Here is a 16,495-nt window from a genome sequence, read left to right on the forward strand (position 1 = left end):
AACTAAAAAAAATAACTAAAAAAAGTACAATGGCACACAACATAAAACCAGGCGTAGCTACAGGAGATCAGGTTCAGGAAATTTTCAATTATGCAAAAGAGAAAGGATTTGCACTTCCGGCGGTAAACGTTACGGGATCAAATACTATCAATGGAGTTCTTGAAACTGCAGCAAAATTAAACGCGCCAGTGATCATTCAATTTTCTAATGGAGGAGCACAATTTAACGCTGGAAAAGGACTCTCGAATGTTGGTGAAAAAGCAGCAATCGCTGGTGGAATTGCTGGAGCATTGCACATTCATACTTTGGCGGAAGCATACGGAGCAACCGTAATCTTGCATACTGACCATTGTGCAAAAAAATTATTACCGTGGATTGACGGATTATTAGATGCATCAGAAGCACATTTTGCTAAAACTGGAAAGCCGCTTTATTCTTCTCACATGATTGATTTATCTGAGGAGCCAATTGAAGAAAACATCGAAATCTGTAAAGGATATTTAGCTCGAATGAGTAAGATGGGAATGACATTGGAAATTGAACTTGGTATCACTGGTGGTGAGGAAGATGGCGTTGACAATTCTGATGTTGACAGTTCAAAATTATACACACAACCAGAAGAAGTTGCTTATGCTTACGAAGAACTTTCTAAAATAAGCCCACGATTTACAATAGCTGCTGCTTTTGGAAACGTACACGGCGTTTACAAACCTGGAAATGTGAAATTGACTCCAAAAATATTGAAGAATTCTCAAGATTTTGTACAAAACAAATTCAATACAGGACCAAATCCAGTAGATTTTGTTTTCCATGGTGGTTCTGGTTCTACTTTAGAAGAAATTAGAGAAGGAATTAGTTATGGTGTCATAAAAATGAACATCGATACTGATTTGCAATTTGCATTCACGGAAGGTATTCGTGATTATATGGTAAAAAATATTGATTATTTGAAGACTCAAATTGGAAATCCAGAAGGTGCTGATGCTCCAAACAAAAAACATTACGATCCGAGAAAATGGTTACGTGAAAGCGAAATCACTTTCAATACAAGACTGGAGCAAGCTTTTGCTGACTTGAACAACGTGAATACACTTTAAGTTATAAGTTTTGAGTTATGAGTTATGGATTATAGCTTATAACTCATAACTCATAACTTATAACTTATAATTACAAAAATATGGCTTGGTTTAAAAGAAAAGAAAAAGGGATTACCACTGCTACCGAAGACAAAATGGACATTCCAAAAGGACTTTGGTACAAATCACCTACTGGAAAAATTATTGATGCCGACGAACTCGCGCGTAACTTATTTGTAAGTCCCGAAGATGGTTTTCACGTTAGAATAGGAAGTGCTGAATATTTCCAAATTTTATTTGACAATAATGAATTTGTTGAATTGGATAAAAACATGACTTCTAAAGATCCGTTGCATTTTGTCGACACCAAGAAATATGCAGATCGCCTAAAAGATGTTATGGAGAAGACCAAACTGAAGGATGCCGTGCGTACCGGAGTTGGAAAATCAAAAGGAAAAGAAGTAGTGATTTGCTGCATGGATTTTGCCTTCATTGGTGGATCTATGGGTGCTGTTGTAGGAGAAAAAATTGCACGTGGAATTGATCATGCTATTACAAATAAGTTGCCCTTTATAATGATTTCTAAATCAGGAGGAGCTCGAATGATGGAAGCAGCATACTCGTTGATGCAATTAGCTAAAACATCTGTAAAACTGGCTCAACTTGCTGAAGCTAAACTTCCTTATATTTCACTTTGTACGGACCCAACCACAGGAGGAACTACTGCTTCCTATGCAATGTTAGGAGACATTAACATCTCTGAACCAGGCGCATTAATAGGATTTGCAGGACCAAGAGTAGTACGAGACACCACCGGTAAGGATTTACCAGAAGGTTTTCAGACTGCTGAGTTCTTACTTGAACATGGTTTCTTAGACTTTATAACACCAAGAAAAGAATTGAAAGATAAGATTAACTTATACATCGACTTGATTCAAAACAACGTTATTCGATAAATGAAAATCCCGAGCAATCGGGATTTTTTGGTTAAAACAAATAGGCTATAAATTAAAACGGCTTTCAAATAAATTTGAAAGCCGTATTTATATGCCTTTTAGAAAGTACTATTTCTAAATTTACATCCCAGTTCTAATTGCTTCCACAGGATCCAATTTAGACGCTGCAATGGCAGGAAGAATTCCAGAGATCAATCCAATTATTGCGGCTAATCCAGTTCCTAATATAATATTTCCCATCCCTAAAACGAATTCGAAATCTAATACTTTTGTTAAAATAACAGAGATAATCCAAACCAACAAAAGGCCAATTACGCCCCCAATCACGGACAGGATTACTGCTTCAAATAAAAATTGAAACATAATAAATCGATTTTTAGCTCCTAATGATTTTTGGATCCCAATTAAATTGGTTCGTTCTTTTACAGAAACAAACATAATATTAGCAATCCCAAAACCACCCACAAGTAATGAAAAACCGCTAATAATCCATCCTACAAGGTTCATTTGCCCCAAAATACCATCAATAAGATCGGTAAAACCGGAGAACACATTAATAAAAAAATTGTCTATCTCCCCTGCTTTCAAACCTCTAAAGCTTCTTAATTTTTGAGATATCTCCCCTTTATAAGCTTCCATATCAACTCCTTTTTCTGGCTTGAAAATAATGACATTGGTTAAAGATGTATTATTATCCCCGTACAATTGTCGGACAAAATTGACCGGAATATAAGCGGACGTATCATTACTATCTCCAAATAAACCAGAGCCTTCTTTTTTGAGAACCCCTATTACCGTGAAACGTTTTCCATACAAACGTACATTTTTCCCAATGGGCTCGGCATCTTCAAACAAGGATTTTGCAATCTCATTCCCCAAAACAATGACAGTAGCTCCCGAATTAGCTTCGGATTCATTGTAAAAACGCCCTTTTTCGAATTCAAGACCCTGAATGTCTATAAATTCATAAGAAACCGGAACAATATTAATCGCACTTACCGTTTTTGAATCATATTTAATAGACTCTCTCCTAGTAAATATTTGATAGGCCATTTGGTCTGTATTAGTCATACTCCCTTTCATATAGGTATATTCATCATACTTAACATTAGGAAATTGCTCTCTTTTCCATTGTGGAATTTCAGAAGGACCAAAAGAAAACTTGATTAAATAAATGGTGTTTTTATCCAAACCGCTCAAATCTTTGGAGATTTTTCTATCTAATGAATCTACCGCAGCAAGTACTGCTATAATCGAAAAAATTCCTATTGTAACTCCTAACAAAGAAAGCAAGGTTCTTAACTTGTTATTTGTCAATGCATTCATTGCAAAACCAAAACTCTCTTTTAATAATCGAAGGTAAACTAGCATACAATCTGTTTTGTGTTAAAGTAAAATTCAATAAATATTAATCAAAAACCTAATGAAAAAGCGTTTCCTTACCGTGCTGCGCTGTTATTTTAATCGCGCTAATGAAATAGCTACAAAAATTATAATTATCTCAATTTCAAATGGCTTAATTTTGACATTAAAAAACTATTTTTGCATTTTATAACTATAACTACATAATGAGCACAACTAAAACAATTCAATCGGCCTTAATCTCTGTTTTTTCAAAAGAGGGATTAGAACCTATAGTAAGACAACTAAACAGTCAAAATGTTACACTTTATTCTACCGGTGGAACAGAAGATTTTATAAAAACCCTTGGGATTCCAGTAATCCCAGTAGAAGATGTGACCTCCTACCCTTCGATTTTAGGTGGTAGAGTCAAGACCTTGCATCCGAAAGTTTTTGGAGGAATATTAAATCGCCAAGATAATGAAAGTGATGTTCAGCAAATGCAAGAGTTTAACATTCCCCAAATTGACTTGGTTATCGTTGACTTATATCCTTTTGAAAAAACGGTTGCTTCAGGAGCAACTGAAGCAGATATCATTGAAAAAATTGATATTGGTGGTATTTCGTTAATTCGTGCTGCTGCAAAAAATTTCAAAGACACTGTCATCGTAGCGTCAGTAAATCAATATAGTTTACTACTAGATATGATTACGGAGCAAAATGGCGCAACGACATTGGAAGACAGAAAACTATTGGCGACAAAAGCATTTCATGTTTCTTCTCATTATGATACCGCTATTTTTAATTACTTCAACACAGACGAGACCATTTATAAAGAAAGCATCGAAAATGGCCAAATTTTAAGATATGGAGAAAATCCCCACCAAAAAGGATTTTTCTTTGGTGATTTTGAAGCTATGTTCAAGAAATTGCACGGGAAAGAGCTGTCTTACAACAATTTATTAGATGTAGATGCTGCAGTAAATTTGATCAATGAATTTAAAAAAGACGGCCCTACTTTTGCCATATTAAAACACAATAATGCTTGTGGATTAGCGTCAAGAACTACCATTAATGAAGCATATCTAGCCGCATTGGCTTGTGATCCAACTTCAGCTTTTGGAGGTGTTTTGATTTCCAATACTAAAATTGATGTAGCAACTGCTACTGAAATAAACAAACTGTTTTGTGAAGTTGTAATTGCTCCAGAATATGATGCTGAAGCTAGCGCAATTTTACAAGAAAAGAAAAACCGAATTATATTAGTACAAAATGAGGTTGCATTGCCTAAAAAACAAGTACGAACGTGCTTAAACGGAATCTTAATTCAGGAAAGAAATAACATTACTGACAATAAAGAAGCACTAAAAACCGTTACTACAACTGCGCCTACTGAACAAGAAATTCAAGATTTAATATTTGCTTCTAAAATTTGTAAAAATACAAAATCCAATACGATTGTTTTTGCAAAAGACGGCACACTTATTGCTTCAGGCACTGGACAAACCTCTAGAGTTGACGCCTTACTCCAGGCTATTGAAAAAGCTAAAAGTTTTGGATTTGACTTGCACGGAGCGTCGATGGCCAGCGATGCCTTTTTCCCTTTTCCAGACTGTGTGGAAATAGCGCATAAAGCTGGAATAACTGCTGTAATTCAGCCAGGAGGCTCGATAAAAGATGAATTCAGCATTAATTATTGCAACGAAAATAAAGTTGCAATGGTATTTACTGGAACTCGTCATTTTAAACATTAATTTGTTTAACTTTGTCCGTCACAAATTTATAACTTTTAACCCTTAAAAAACTTATGGGATTTTTTGATTTCATGACCGAGGATATTGCGATAGACCTTGGTACCGCTAATACTTTAATCATACATAATGATAAAGTTGTAATTGACAGCCCATCTATAGTTGCTAGAGATAGAGTATCTGGCAAAATCATTGCTGTAGGTAAAGAAGCAAGTATGATGCAGGGTAAAACACATGAAAATATTAAGACGATTAGACCCTTAAAAGATGGTGTAATTGCTGATTTTGATGCTTCTGAAAAAATGATAAGCTTGTTTATAAAAAGCATACCCGCTTTAAAGAAAAGAATGTTTACACCCGCATTGCGAATGGTTGTTTGTATTCCTTCTGGTATTACTGAAGTAGAGATGAGAGCCGTAAAAGAGTCTTGCGAAAGAGTTAATGGCAAAGAAGTATATTTGATCCACGAACCTATGGCAGCTGCTATTGGTATTGGGATTGATATTATGCAGCCAAAGGGAAATATGATTGTTGATATTGGCGGTGGAACAACTGAAATTGCCGTAATCGCTTTAGGTGGAATTGTTTGCGATAAATCAGTTAAAATCGCTGGTGATGTCTTTACAAATGACATTGTATATTATATGCGTACCCAACATAATCTTTTTGTAGGAGAGACTACGGCCGAAAAAATAAAAATCCAAATTGGTGCTGCAATAGAGGATTTAGAAACTCCTCCTGAAGACATGTCGGTTCAAGGTAGAGATTTGCTTACTGGTAAACCAAAACAAGTTGAAGTTTCATATAGAGAAATTGCTAAAGCGTTAGACAAATCGATACAACGTATTGAAGATGCCGTAATGGAAACCTTATCTCAAACACCTCCAGAATTAGCTGCAGACATTTACAACACAGGTATTTACCTTGCTGGTGGAGGATCTATGTTGAGAGGATTGGACAAAAGAATTTCTCAAAAGACAGACTTACCGGTTTACATAGCAGAAGATCCATTAAGAGCCGTTGTTAGAGGAACTGGTATGGCCCTTAAAAACATCGTGAAATTCAAAAGTATCCTGATAAAATAAGAAAAACTAAATTCTAAATTCCACTCTATAGTTCAGAAAATTGGACTGCTGGGATTTAGAATTTAACTTTTGATTTATTTAAAATATTTAATTTTAAACAATGCAGCAAATATTTAATTTTATTTTTAAAAACAGTAACAGAATACTGTTTTTGCTGCTTTTAGGGATATCGTTATCTCTTACGATTCAGTCCCATTCCTTTCATAGAAGCAAAATTATAAGTTCTGCAAACTTTTTAAGTGGCGGTGTCTATGAAAAAGTAAATAATCTAAATGAGTATTTAAATTTAAAAACTCAAAATGACGCACTTGCACTTGAAAATGCCAAACTCAAAAGCCTCCTTTTTAATGCTGAAGATACAACTGCAGTACGAAAATTAGACAGTTTGAAAAGCGTCAAGCTAGAAGACATAATTGTTTCTAAAGTAATCCACAACTCTTATAATGTTTATGAAAATTACCTGACGTTAAATTCAGGCGAATTGCAAGGCGTAAAAACGGACATGGGCGTTGTAAATAGCTTGGGGATTATAGGTATTATAGAAAACACCTCTCCCAAATACGCTACTGTGATCAGCATTTTGAACAAACGAACTCAGATCAATGCCAAAATTAAAAAATCCAATCATTTTGGTTCATTGAACTGGAATGGAAAAAGTACGGGTTTTGTTCAGTTGACTGATCTTCCAAGATTGGCATTGATAAAGATTGGAGACACTATTGTTACTGGAGGGCAGTCGGTTATTTTTCCTGAAAACATTAACATTGGAACAATAGCGAAGATATATAGAGATACTCAAACTAACTTTTACACCTTGGATGTTAAACTTTTTAATGATATGACCAATCTGGGCCATGTTTATATAATAAAAAGTAAAGATCGCGACGAAATTACTAATTTAGAAAAAAGAGAAAAAGATGAATAGCACCTTGTTAGTCAACATTTTCCGATTTATACTGTTATTAGCCATTCAGATTATCATATTTAACAACATGAATTTTTTGGGCTATATCAGTCCATTTCCTTATATTTTATTCATCATATTGTACCCTGTAAATGGCAATAAATCTGGTTTAGTGGCGGCCAGTTTTTTACTTGGAATCATTATGGATCTTTTTAGTAATTCAGGTGGAACACATGCAACGGCGTGTTTAGTTTTAGCCTATTTCAGACCCTCAATTTTTAAGTTTGCCTTCGGATTGAGTTACGAATACCAAACTATAAAATTGAATGATGTTTTAACACCACAACGATTCTCTTTTATATTATTGTCCGTAGTTATTCATCACTTTACCTTGTTTTTACTAGAAGCATTTCAATTGTCGTATATCCTAGACACCTTAATAACCACATTATTAAGCACTGTATTCACCATTATTATATGTATTATCATCATATACCTTATTAAGCCAAATAAAAGATGAGAAAAGTCTTATTGCCTTCTTTAATTATTCTTGCTACTTCTCTACTTGTGATGCGAATTTTTTATTTGCAGGTGGTTGACGATACCTTAAAGTTAAAGTCGGAAAATAATGCTATTAAAAAAAAATACGAGTACCCTGAACGAGGTTACATCTACGACAGAAAAGGAAAGTTATTAGTAGCCAATCAGGCATCTTATGACATCATGGTAATCCCTCGAGAAGTAAAAAAAATAGATACTTTAGAATTTTGCCAATTATTAAACATCACCAAAGAAGCTTTTATAAAAAACATAAAAAAGGCAACAATATATAGTCCGCGTCTTCCGTCCGTTTTTTTATCTCAGTTAAACAAAAGTGAATTTGCTGCATTTCAAGAAAAAATACGAAAATACGAAGGATTTTATGTTCAAAAGCGTTCTCTTAGGGATTACGAAGTGGCTTTTGGAGCTAATGTTTTTGGATTTATCACTCAGGTGAATGAAAAATTAGTAGATAAAAACCCTTATTACAACAGTGGTGATTTGATAGGAAGGCAGGGTGTTGAGGAGAGTTATGAAGATCTCTTGCGAGGCATAAAAGGAGTGAAATACATCCAAAAAGATAAATACAACCGTGAAATCGGCTCCTACAAGAACGGGAAGTACGATACTATTGCTGTGCAAGGTGAAGACATTAATCTTACGATAGATGCGGAACTACAAAAATATGGGGAAGAATTAATGATAAATAAAAGAGGTGGAATTGTTGCCATTGAACCAAGTACTGGAGAGATATTAGCACTTGTAACCGCTCCTTCTTATGACCCAGGAATATTAGTAGGACGACAACGATCTAAAAACTACACTGAATTATACCGCGATTCTATCGCAAAACCTTTATACGACAGAGGATTGTTGGCGGAATACCCTCCTGGCTCACCTTTCAAAATTTTGACTGGTCTCGTAGCTCTTCAGGAAGGAGTAATTGACGAGAACACCACTGTCAGTTGTAATCATGGCTTTAGTTATGCTAGAGGTCGATTCATGCGCTGTCATTGCAGAGGTGGCGCCCTACAATTACACCGAGGTATTTATGAGTCCTGCAATTCCTATTTTGCTACGGCTTATATGAAAACCATAAATAAATATGCTAAACCGGCTCAAGCGGTTGATGTATGGAGCAATCACATTCGAAGCTTTGGGCTTGGACAATTTATGGGATACGATTTGCCAACAGGTAAAAGAGGTAAAATACCAGATTCTAAAACATACAAAAGAATTTATCCTAATGGTGGTTGGAGAAGTACCACAATTATTTCAAATTCAATAGGTCAAGGAGAGGTTGTGATGACGCCAATTCAACTGGCTAATATGATGGCAACAGTAGCTAATCAAGGATATTACTATACTCCTCATATCATAAAAAGAATCGAAGGGCATACAATTGATAAAAAATTTACAACAAAACATGTAACCACGATTGACAAAAAATATTTCAAACCAATCATAAGTGGCCTTTTTGATGTTTATAATATGGGTACCGCAAGCGCTCTTAAAGTAGAGGGAATTGACATTTGCGGTAAAACAGGAACTGCTGAAAACTTCGCAAAAATAGGAGGTCAAAGAGTTCAATTAAAGGATCATTCTATATTTGTGGCTTTTGCACCAAAGGACAATCCAAAAATCGCGATTGCCATTATGGTTGAAAATGGAGGCTTTGGATCTACAATCGCTGGACCAATCGCCAGCTTGATGATTGAAAAGTACTTACGTCAAAAAATTACAAGACTTGATTTAGAAAAAAGAATTCTTGCAACTAGTTTGCAAAGTCAATATGCTAAATTAGGTGGACTTTCAGAAGCAGTCAAATTACAATTAAGAATTAGTGATTCTCTTCTAAAAAAGAAAACAATGATTCCAACTGCTAAAGTAAAAATAGATTCTACAAAAGAGAAAAAACAAGCTATTTAATCCGAATGAAAAACCAAAGTGTAACAAATAATATTGACTGGATAAGCATAATCATTTATGCGCTATTGGTTATTTTAGGTTGGCTAAACATCTATTCGTCTTCCCTATCATCTATGGAAGATACTTATGAAAAACAATTGATTTTCATCGTACTAACCATTCCTTTAATTTTTGTTGTACTATCAGTTGACGGAAAATTCTATGAGAAATACGCCAGTATAATTTTCGGAATTTCTTTATTAACATTAGCAGGCTTATTTTTATTTGGTAAAACTATCGCAGGACAGCGTTGTTGGTATGCCATAGGGAGTTTCACAATACAGCCTTCTGAATTTGCAAAAGCAGCAACAGCATTAGCTTTGGCAAAATATTTAAGCGACACCCAAATCAATCTAAAAGATGTTGCTCGACAATGGCAGGCTCTCGCCATCATAATATTACCGGTTTTGCTGATTTTACCACAACCCGATCCAGGGAGTGCATTAATCTATAGTATATTTATCATTGTTTTATACCGTGAAGGACTTCCATCATGGTATGTTTGGACTGGCTTTGTAACAATTTTTTTGTTTGTATTAACGCTTGTTTTAGAGCCTCAATATGTCATTCTCATCGGATTAGCGGTTATAATTATTGTCCACTTTAAATCTCGATTAGCAGACAGAAATATCGTTTTGAGCAGTATTCTCTTCGTGCTAATTTCAGGATTCGTTTTCTCCGTGGACTATGTCTTCGATAATGTGTTTAAACAGCATCATAGGGACCGATTCAACATCCTTTTAGGCAAAACTGTGGACATGAAAGGTATTGGATACAATACTAATCAATCAGAAATTGCAATAGGCTCTGGCGGTTGGTTTGGAAAAGGATTCCTAGAAGGAACGCAAACTAAAGGAGGATTTGTACCAGAACAGCATACCGATTATATTTTTACAACAGTAGGCGAAGAATGGGGATTTGTTGGCTCTTTAGCTGTTATAGCTCTTTTCGCTGGTTTGCTACTTAGAATAATCTATTTGGCTGAAAGGCAAAAAACAAAATTCAGTAGGGTGTATGGTTATTGTGTTGCAGGGATTTTATTTATGCACTTTTTTGTAAATATTGCCATGGTTGTGGGCATTTTTCCAACCATTGGAGTTCCGCTGCCCTTCTTTTCATACGGAGGTTCCGGTTTATGGGGGTTTACCATATTACTATTTATATTCATAAAAATGGATGCGAATAAAGTGAACGAATGGTAGCTTGATAACTTCTAATCCTGCTCTTTTAATTATATAACACATAAAACAGGAGTCGTAAACCATCACCATTTAGACGTAGACAAACCGTATTAAAACCAGTTGATGCTCCCTAAATCACTGCTACTATTAATAAGCAATCCTTGAATTCCAAAAGTAAGTTAATAAAAGTTACTGTCTTAATATAGATCAAATTGAGCCCGCTATATTTCTAAAAAAACTCGATTTGAATATAATTACAATCTTTAAATTCAGGTTTAAAGAGACACTATTCAACTAATATCAGCATCCAAAAAGCACGAACCCCACACTACTAAAATAAAAATGCCCTAGAAATTCAATCGAATTTCTAGGGCATTTGCAAATTGTATCGTTACTAAAAAAAGGGAAATACTACGACTTTGCTAATTTATCTTTTTTTAATTTTACAGGTAAACTGTTTTTAGATACTGATTTTGTTTGCAAATCATCTAAAACGTTAAGCGCTTCTTCTACATAAATATCTTTTGATAAGGCTTCATGCCATCTTTCTCTTTTCTCTTTTAACGTAACATCTTTATTCATAGCATCCGTTTCATATGGTAGCGATGTAAATGTCAGCGCATTTTTATAATCTACAATTGGTTTGTATTTTTTTGCTTTCTCTTCAATTTCAGATTGAGCAATTTTAAACTTATCAATGTTCAGACTGTAGACATTCTCTTCGCTTCTACTGTCAATCCATTTCGCATTTTCCTCAATCAATTGAAATTGTGAATTGGCACTAATTCTACTTTTACTATTCGCAATCGCCTTATTAAAGTTTGCATTTTTATCCCAAACAGAATATTCTGCTTGATCAATTTTATCCCAAGGCATTGCATTGTCGACATCACGTTCACCCATCTTTAGATAAGCGTATCGATCCGGCATAACAACATCACTGCGTACACCTTCTAATTGAGTTGAACCACCGTTTATTCTATAGAATTTTTGAGTGGTCGTTTTGATAGCACCTAAATCTCCAACAGAACTACTACGAACAAATTGGTTTAGATCAATCACATTTTGAACCGTCCCTTTTCCGTAGGTTTGTTTGCTTCCAATAATAATTCCTCTTTTATAATCTTGGATGGCTGCTGCCAAAATCTCAGAAGCAGAAGCAGAAAAACTATTTACCATGATCACTAATGGGCCGTCCCATTCTATTTTTTTGTCTCTATCGTACAAAACCTCTTTTTTTCGACCAGCAGATTTGATCTGAACAATTGGTCCTTGCTCAATAAACAATCCTGCAATATCAACAACAGTGGACAAAGATCCACCACCATCATCACGTACATCCAATACGATTCCATTTACACCTGCTTTTTTTAATCGATCGACTTCAATGGCGATATCCTTTCCGGCATCTCTTCCATCTGTGTTTTCAAAATCAATGTAAAATTTAGGTAAATAGATTACACCATATTTCAATCCGTTTTTATTTACAATACTTGACTTTGCATACGTTTCTTCGATCTCTACAATGTCTCTGACTATTGAAATAATTTTGATGGTTCCATCTACTTTTTTAACAGTAAGACGCACTTCTGAACCTTTTGGTCCTTTAATTTTCTTCACCACATCATCTAGACGCATCCCAACAACATCTACAGCTTCGCCATTTCCTTGGGCCACTTTCATGATTAAATCACCCGCTTCCAATTGCTTTCCTCTCCAAGCTGGACCGCCAGAGATTAGCTCTGAAATCTCAGTCAAATCATTTTTCTTTTGAAGACGAGCCCCTATTCCTTCTAATTTTCCGCTTATACTTACATCAAAACGCTCTTTCTCCTCTGCCGCAAAGTAGTTAGTATGCGGGTCAAAACGTGCTGTAATTGAATTAATATAAACTGAAAACCAATCATTTCTATCCAAATCTTTTATAAAACCAAAATACTCATCAAGCGATTTAGCTGAACTTTCTCTGGTTTCTTTCTCTAAAACATCAAAGGATTTTACACTGTATTTTGAGTCGTTTTTCTTCTTGTCTTCCTCTAATTTTTGTTTATCAATAAGAGAGGAAAGTGTAGACAATTTGATTTGCTTTCTCCATTTATCATTGAGTTCTGTATTGTTTTTAGGATAAGGCGCTTTCTCATAATCAATATTGAAACTTTCATCAATACTGTAGTCAAAAGGTTTACTTAAAACGTCTTTATAAATCGTCGTACTTTCCTTCATTCTTTTCATTAAACGATCATAGGTAAGATTGAAGAAACTCAAATCTTTGTTCAATAACTGATCGTCCAGCTGCAACTCGAATTTAGAAAATTCATCAATATCAGCTTGCAGAAAAAATCTTTTGGAAGGATCCAAAGCTTCGATATAATCCTTGTAAATGCCTTTCGAAAAAGTATCATCAATCGTTGCTGGGCTATAATGTCCTTTTTCAATAACAAAAGTTAATAATTCCAAAAGGAGTTTATCTTTTTCTGGATCATTTGCTTTTGGCGCATTCATTTTAAAAGCAAACAAAGTCACCGAAATAAATACGACAACGAGAATAATTTTATAATTTCTTTTCATAAAGTTAAGAATGGTATTCATGAATTTTTATTCTAATATAAGGTAAAAACTATGCCAACAGTAGCAGAGCTCCCCTAATATTTTGTTAAAGATATAAAATAGTTTTTTTTTATTAAGCTAAATGATTCAAGATAACAAATTTTTATCTTTTGTTTACTTAATCCCATTCTGTGTCATTACATTTGCCATCAATATCATAAAAATCAATCTTTTTTTGCCAAAATACTAATGAAAAAATCTAGACCTTTAATTTTAATAACGAATGACGATGGTGTATCTGCGCCAGGACTTAGAGCTTTAATATCGATTATGGCTGAATTAGGAGAAATCGTTGTGGTTGCGCCAGACACACCACAAAGCGCCATGGGTCACGCCATTACCATCAACAGCACATTATATTTGAATGAATTATCTAAAGACAACGATCCTTTCTTAGAATATAGTTGTTCCGGAACCCCTGTAGATTGTGTAAAACTGGCTGTTAACGAAATTTTAAAACGAAAACCCGATTTATGTGTTTCGGGTGTGAATCATGGTTCAAATTCTTCCATAAACGTGATTTATTCCGGAACAATGAGTGCCGCCGTTGAAGCAGGAATAGAAGGAATTCCAGCTATTGGGTTCTCGTTATTGGATTACGATTGGAATGCGGATTTCGACACCATAAAATCTTTTATACGTAAAATATCAGTAGAAGTTCTTGACAACGGACTTCCAGAAGGCGTAGTTTTGAATGTAAATTTTCCAAAATTAAAAGAAGAAGACATCAAAGGGATTCGGATTTGTCGTCAAGCGAAAGCAATCTGGGTAGAGAAATTTGACAAAAGAAAAACACCGCAAGGAAGAGACTATTACTGGCTTGCAGGCGAATTTGTAAACCAAGACAAAGGAGAAGATACAGATGAATGGGCTTTAGAAAATGGCTTTGTATCTGTAGTTCCAGTGCAATTTGACTTGACTGCGCATCACGCTATTCAGCAACTTAACACCTGGAAATGGAATGAATAAAAAAGACGTATTGCTCGGATTTTTAATCGGGATTGCAACAACACTACTTGGCTCGTATCTCTTTATAACCTTTTTTACGGAGTTCACATTTATCGCTGGAATTCAAATCATGAAATCTCAAGGTAATTTAGGGAAGCTAATCACATTGGGATCGATCTTGACGCTTGTAGCATTTGGAATTTTACTCAAAATAAATAAAGAAATAATGGCTCGCGGGGTAGTTTTGGCAGTCATTGCCTTGGCTATACTCACTTTATTTATTTAAGTTTATCTTTGCAACTGTATAAAATGATTCCAACAAAAATGATTTTATCCGTTTGATTTTAAAAATTCCAAATCAAAAAACATGAAATATTATATAATTGCGGGAGAAGCTTCAGGTGATTTGCACGGTTCAAATTTGATGAAAGAGCTGTACAAAAAAGATCCAACTGCTGACATTCGGTTTTGGGGCGGTGATTTAATGAAAAATGTTGGCGGAACTTTAGTGAAACACTATCGTGAATTAGCATTCATGGGATTTATTGAAGTGATTTTTAATTTAAAAACGATTCTGAACAACATTAAAATCTGTAAAAAAGACATTCTTGAATTTCAGCCTGACGTTCTTATATTCATTGATTATCCTGGTTTTAATTTGCGAATTGCCAAATGGGCGAAAGCATTGGGAATGAAAACTCATTACTATATTTCTCCCCAAATTTGGGCTTGGAAAGAAAGTAGAATTACAGATATTAAGCGCGATATTGATAAAATGTGTGTGATTTTGCCTTTCGAAAAAAAGTTTTACGAAGACAAACATCATTTCCCAGTGGAATTTGTTGGTCATCCACTGATTGATGCTATTCACAACCAACCAGCAGTTGATTCCGTTCTTTTCAGAAAAGAAAACCAATTAAACGATAAACCAATTATTGCTATTTTACCCGGCAGCCGAAAGCAAGAAATTACTAAAATGCTAAGTGTAATGCTAAGCGTTGTAAAAGATTTTCCCGAATATCAATTTGTAATTGCGGGTGCGCCAAGTCAGGAATTTTCTTTTTATAAAGAGTTTATCACGCAAGAAAACATAAAATTCATCTCAAACAAAACCTATGATTTATTGCGAAATGCAACTGCGGCATTAGTAACATCCGGCACCGCAACACTGGAAACGGCATTATTCAAAGTTCCTGAAGTTGTTTGTTATAAAGGCAGTTGGACTTCCTACCAAATCGCGAAACGAATCATCACGTTGAAATACATCTCATTAGTGAATTTGATCATGGATGAAGAAGTGGTAACTGAGTTAATTCAAGACGAATGCACTACAAAACGCATTCGGGAAGAACTCGAAAAAATATTAAAAACGGACCATCGCAATACGCTTTTAGAAAAATATGCGTTATTAGAAGAGCAATTAGGCGGAATTGGAGCCAGTGAAAAAACAGCTGCATTGATTGTAAATGATTTAAATTAAGCTCCAATTTAATTTCTGATCTTAATATCAACTTAAAAAAACTCTTTTGAAACATATTGTATTCCTACTCTTCATTATCATTTTTTTTACTTCTTGTAAATCGACATCTCCAATAGTAACTTCGAAAAAAGGAGAGCCAATAGAGAAATTATCTCGATCTGAAAAGAGAAAAACAAACCAATTAGCAGAACAATTAATTGACACAGCTGCCGATAACTTGGGTGTGAAATATAAATATGCAGGAACAACTAAAGCGGGTTATGACTGTTCCGGATTAGTTTATACCGTCTTTAATTCAGAAAATATTAGTCTGCCGCGCAACTCGTTTCAACAATCGAAAATAGGTGTTGTTTTAAACTCTAAAAAAGATCAAGCTCAAAAAGGCGATTTGATATTCTTTAAAACCAATAAAAACAAAGCAATAAATCACGTTGGAATTGTGATTGAAGCCACCGATGAAGAAATAAAATTCATTCATTCCTCGACCTCAAAAGGAGTAATTATTTCCTCGACCAAAGAACCGTATTACCAAAAAACCTTTGTTCAGATTAACAGAATACTTTAACTAGTACTCTTTTTGGGGAAAATTTAGCTTTTGGAATTATAAAAATCTAAAAACAAATAAATCCGTTTCTTACTAAAAATGTGTACTTTAGAG

Annotated in this window: 14 protein-coding genes; 12 read left to right on the forward strand and 2 right to left on the reverse strand. The window is 34.7% G+C overall.

Features of this window, described 5'->3' with window-relative positions; genetic code table 11:
• The first annotated feature begins 29 nt into the window (after positions 1 to 29).
• On the forward strand, positions 30 to 1,097 hold the full coding sequence (gene fbaA / locus BUC11_RS05950; protein WP_073352757.1) for a class II fructose-bisphosphate aldolase: 1,068 nt from the start codon (positions 30 to 32) through the stop codon (positions 1,095 to 1,097).
• Between the two features lie 80 nt (positions 1,098 to 1,177).
• Positions 1,178 to 2,032, forward strand: coding sequence for an acetyl-CoA carboxylase, carboxyltransferase subunit beta (gene accD / locus BUC11_RS05955; RefSeq protein WP_073352758.1), 855 nt, complete (start codon positions 1,178 to 1,180; stop codon positions 2,030 to 2,032).
• Between the two features lie 120 nt (positions 2,033 to 2,152).
• Here the strand turns inward: accD and BUC11_RS05960 are convergent, their stop codons facing one another.
• Positions 2,153 to 3,403 carry an ABC transporter permease gene (locus tag BUC11_RS05960; protein WP_073352759.1) on the reverse strand — a complete coding sequence of 417 codons (1,251 nt, stop codon included), beginning with the start codon at positions 3,401 to 3,403 and terminating at the stop codon, positions 2,153 to 2,155.
• Between the two features lie 197 nt (positions 3,404 to 3,600).
• Between BUC11_RS05960 and purH the strand changes: the two genes are divergently transcribed.
• The 6 genes from purH (at position 3,601) to rodA (ending at position 10,823) form a co-directional block, all read left to right on the forward strand.
• Positions 3,601 to 5,127: a bifunctional phosphoribosylaminoimidazolecarboxamide formyltransferase/IMP cyclohydrolase gene (gene purH, locus BUC11_RS05965; RefSeq protein ID WP_073352760.1), complete on the forward strand. Its 1,527-nt coding sequence runs from the start codon at positions 3,601 to 3,603 to the stop codon at positions 5,125 to 5,127.
• A gap of 53 nt (positions 5,128 to 5,180) precedes the next feature.
• Entirely contained in the window at positions 5,181 to 6,209 is a 1,029-nt protein-coding gene (locus BUC11_RS05970; RefSeq protein ID WP_066083017.1) for a rod shape-determining protein, read from the forward strand.
• A gap of 100 nt (positions 6,210 to 6,309) precedes the next feature.
• A complete protein-coding gene (gene mreC / locus BUC11_RS05975; protein ID WP_073352761.1) occupies positions 6,310 to 7,134 on the forward strand; it encodes a rod shape-determining protein MreC in 825 nt (274 codons plus the stop codon).
• A complete protein-coding gene (gene mreD / locus BUC11_RS05980; protein ID WP_066083022.1) occupies positions 7,127 to 7,633 on the forward strand; it encodes a rod shape-determining protein MreD in 507 nt (168 codons plus the stop codon). Before mreC ends, mreD begins: the two co-directional genes overlap by 8 nt.
• Entirely contained in the window at positions 7,630 to 9,582 is a 1,953-nt protein-coding gene (gene mrdA, locus BUC11_RS05985; protein ID WP_073352762.1) for a penicillin-binding protein 2, read from the forward strand. The genes mreD and mrdA overlap by 4 nt, the downstream gene beginning before the upstream one ends.
• A gap of 5 nt (positions 9,583 to 9,587) precedes the next feature.
• Positions 9,588 to 10,823: a rod shape-determining protein RodA gene (gene rodA / locus BUC11_RS05990; protein ID WP_073352763.1), complete on the forward strand. Its 1,236-nt coding sequence runs from the start codon at positions 9,588 to 9,590 to the stop codon at positions 10,821 to 10,823.
• A gap of 390 nt (positions 10,824 to 11,213) precedes the next feature.
• Here the strand turns inward: rodA and BUC11_RS05995 are convergent, their stop codons facing one another.
• Positions 11,214 to 13,391: a carboxy terminal-processing peptidase gene (locus tag BUC11_RS05995; RefSeq protein ID WP_073352764.1), complete on the reverse strand. Its 2,178-nt coding sequence runs from the start codon at positions 13,389 to 13,391 to the stop codon at positions 11,214 to 11,216.
• Positions 13,392 to 13,598: 207 nt separating this feature from the next.
• Between BUC11_RS05995 and surE the strand changes: the two genes are divergently transcribed.
• The 4 genes from surE to BUC11_RS06015 all read left to right on the forward strand — a co-directional run bounded on the left by surE (position 13,599) and on the right by BUC11_RS06015 (position 16,402).
• Positions 13,599 to 14,378 carry a 5'/3'-nucleotidase SurE gene (gene surE, locus BUC11_RS06000; protein ID WP_073352765.1) on the forward strand — a complete coding sequence of 260 codons (780 nt, stop codon included), beginning with the start codon at positions 13,599 to 13,601 and terminating at the stop codon, positions 14,376 to 14,378.
• Positions 14,371 to 14,643, forward strand: coding sequence for a hypothetical protein (locus BUC11_RS06005; RefSeq protein WP_073352766.1), 273 nt, complete (start codon positions 14,371 to 14,373; stop codon positions 14,641 to 14,643). Before surE ends, BUC11_RS06005 begins: the two co-directional genes overlap by 8 nt.
• 81 nt (positions 14,644 to 14,724) lie before the next feature.
• Complete coding sequence (gene lpxB, locus BUC11_RS06010) at positions 14,725 to 15,837, forward strand: lipid-A-disaccharide synthase (protein ID WP_073352767.1); 1,113 nt, start codon at positions 14,725 to 14,727, stop codon at positions 15,835 to 15,837.
• A gap of 46 nt (positions 15,838 to 15,883) precedes the next feature.
• Entirely contained in the window at positions 15,884 to 16,402 is a 519-nt protein-coding gene (locus BUC11_RS06015; RefSeq protein ID WP_073352768.1) for a C40 family peptidase, read from the forward strand.
• Positions 16,403 to 16,495 lie beyond the last annotated feature (93 nt).

It is taken from the genome of Flavobacterium xanthum (assembly GCF_900142695.1).
Taxonomy (GTDB): Bacteria; Bacteroidota; Bacteroidia; order Flavobacteriales; family Flavobacteriaceae; genus Flavobacterium; species Flavobacterium xanthum.

What these genes read in the sequence shown, in the direction of transcription:
- rodA (WP_073352763.1), top strand. Translation starts at nt 9,588, where the DNA reads ATGAAAAACCAAAGTGTAACAAATAATATTGACTGGATAAGCATAATC.
- fbaA (WP_073352757.1), top strand. Translation starts at nt 30, where the DNA reads ATGGCACACAACATAAAACCAGGCGTAGCTACAGGAGATCAGGTTCAG.
- BUC11_RS06005 (WP_073352766.1), top strand. Translation starts at nt 14,371, where the DNA reads ATGAATAAAAAAGACGTATTGCTCGGATTTTTAATCGGGATTGCAACA.
- accD (WP_073352758.1), top strand. Translation starts at nt 1,178, where the DNA reads ATGGCTTGGTTTAAAAGAAAAGAAAAAGGGATTACCACTGCTACCGAA.
- BUC11_RS05970 (WP_066083017.1), top strand. Translation starts at nt 5,181, where the DNA reads ATGGGATTTTTTGATTTCATGACCGAGGATATTGCGATAGACCTTGGT.
- lpxB (WP_073352767.1), top strand. Translation starts at nt 14,725, where the DNA reads ATGAAATATTATATAATTGCGGGAGAAGCTTCAGGTGATTTGCACGGT.
- surE (WP_073352765.1), top strand. Translation starts at nt 13,599, where the DNA reads ATGAAAAAATCTAGACCTTTAATTTTAATAACGAATGACGATGGTGTA.
- mreD (WP_066083022.1), top strand. Translation starts at nt 7,127, where the DNA reads ATGAATAGCACCTTGTTAGTCAACATTTTCCGATTTATACTGTTATTA.
- BUC11_RS05960 (WP_073352759.1), bottom strand. Translation starts at nt 3,403, where the DNA reads ATGCTAGTTTACCTTCGATTATTAAAAGAGAGTTTTGGTTTTGCAATG.
- mrdA (WP_073352762.1), top strand. Translation starts at nt 7,630, where the DNA reads ATGAGAAAAGTCTTATTGCCTTCTTTAATTATTCTTGCTACTTCTCTA.
- purH (WP_073352760.1), top strand. Translation starts at nt 3,601, where the DNA reads ATGAGCACAACTAAAACAATTCAATCGGCCTTAATCTCTGTTTTTTCA.
- mreC (WP_073352761.1), top strand. Translation starts at nt 6,310, where the DNA reads ATGCAGCAAATATTTAATTTTATTTTTAAAAACAGTAACAGAATACTG.
- BUC11_RS05995 (WP_073352764.1), bottom strand. Translation starts at nt 13,391, where the DNA reads ATGAATACCATTCTTAACTTTATGAAAAGAAATTATAAAATTATTCTC.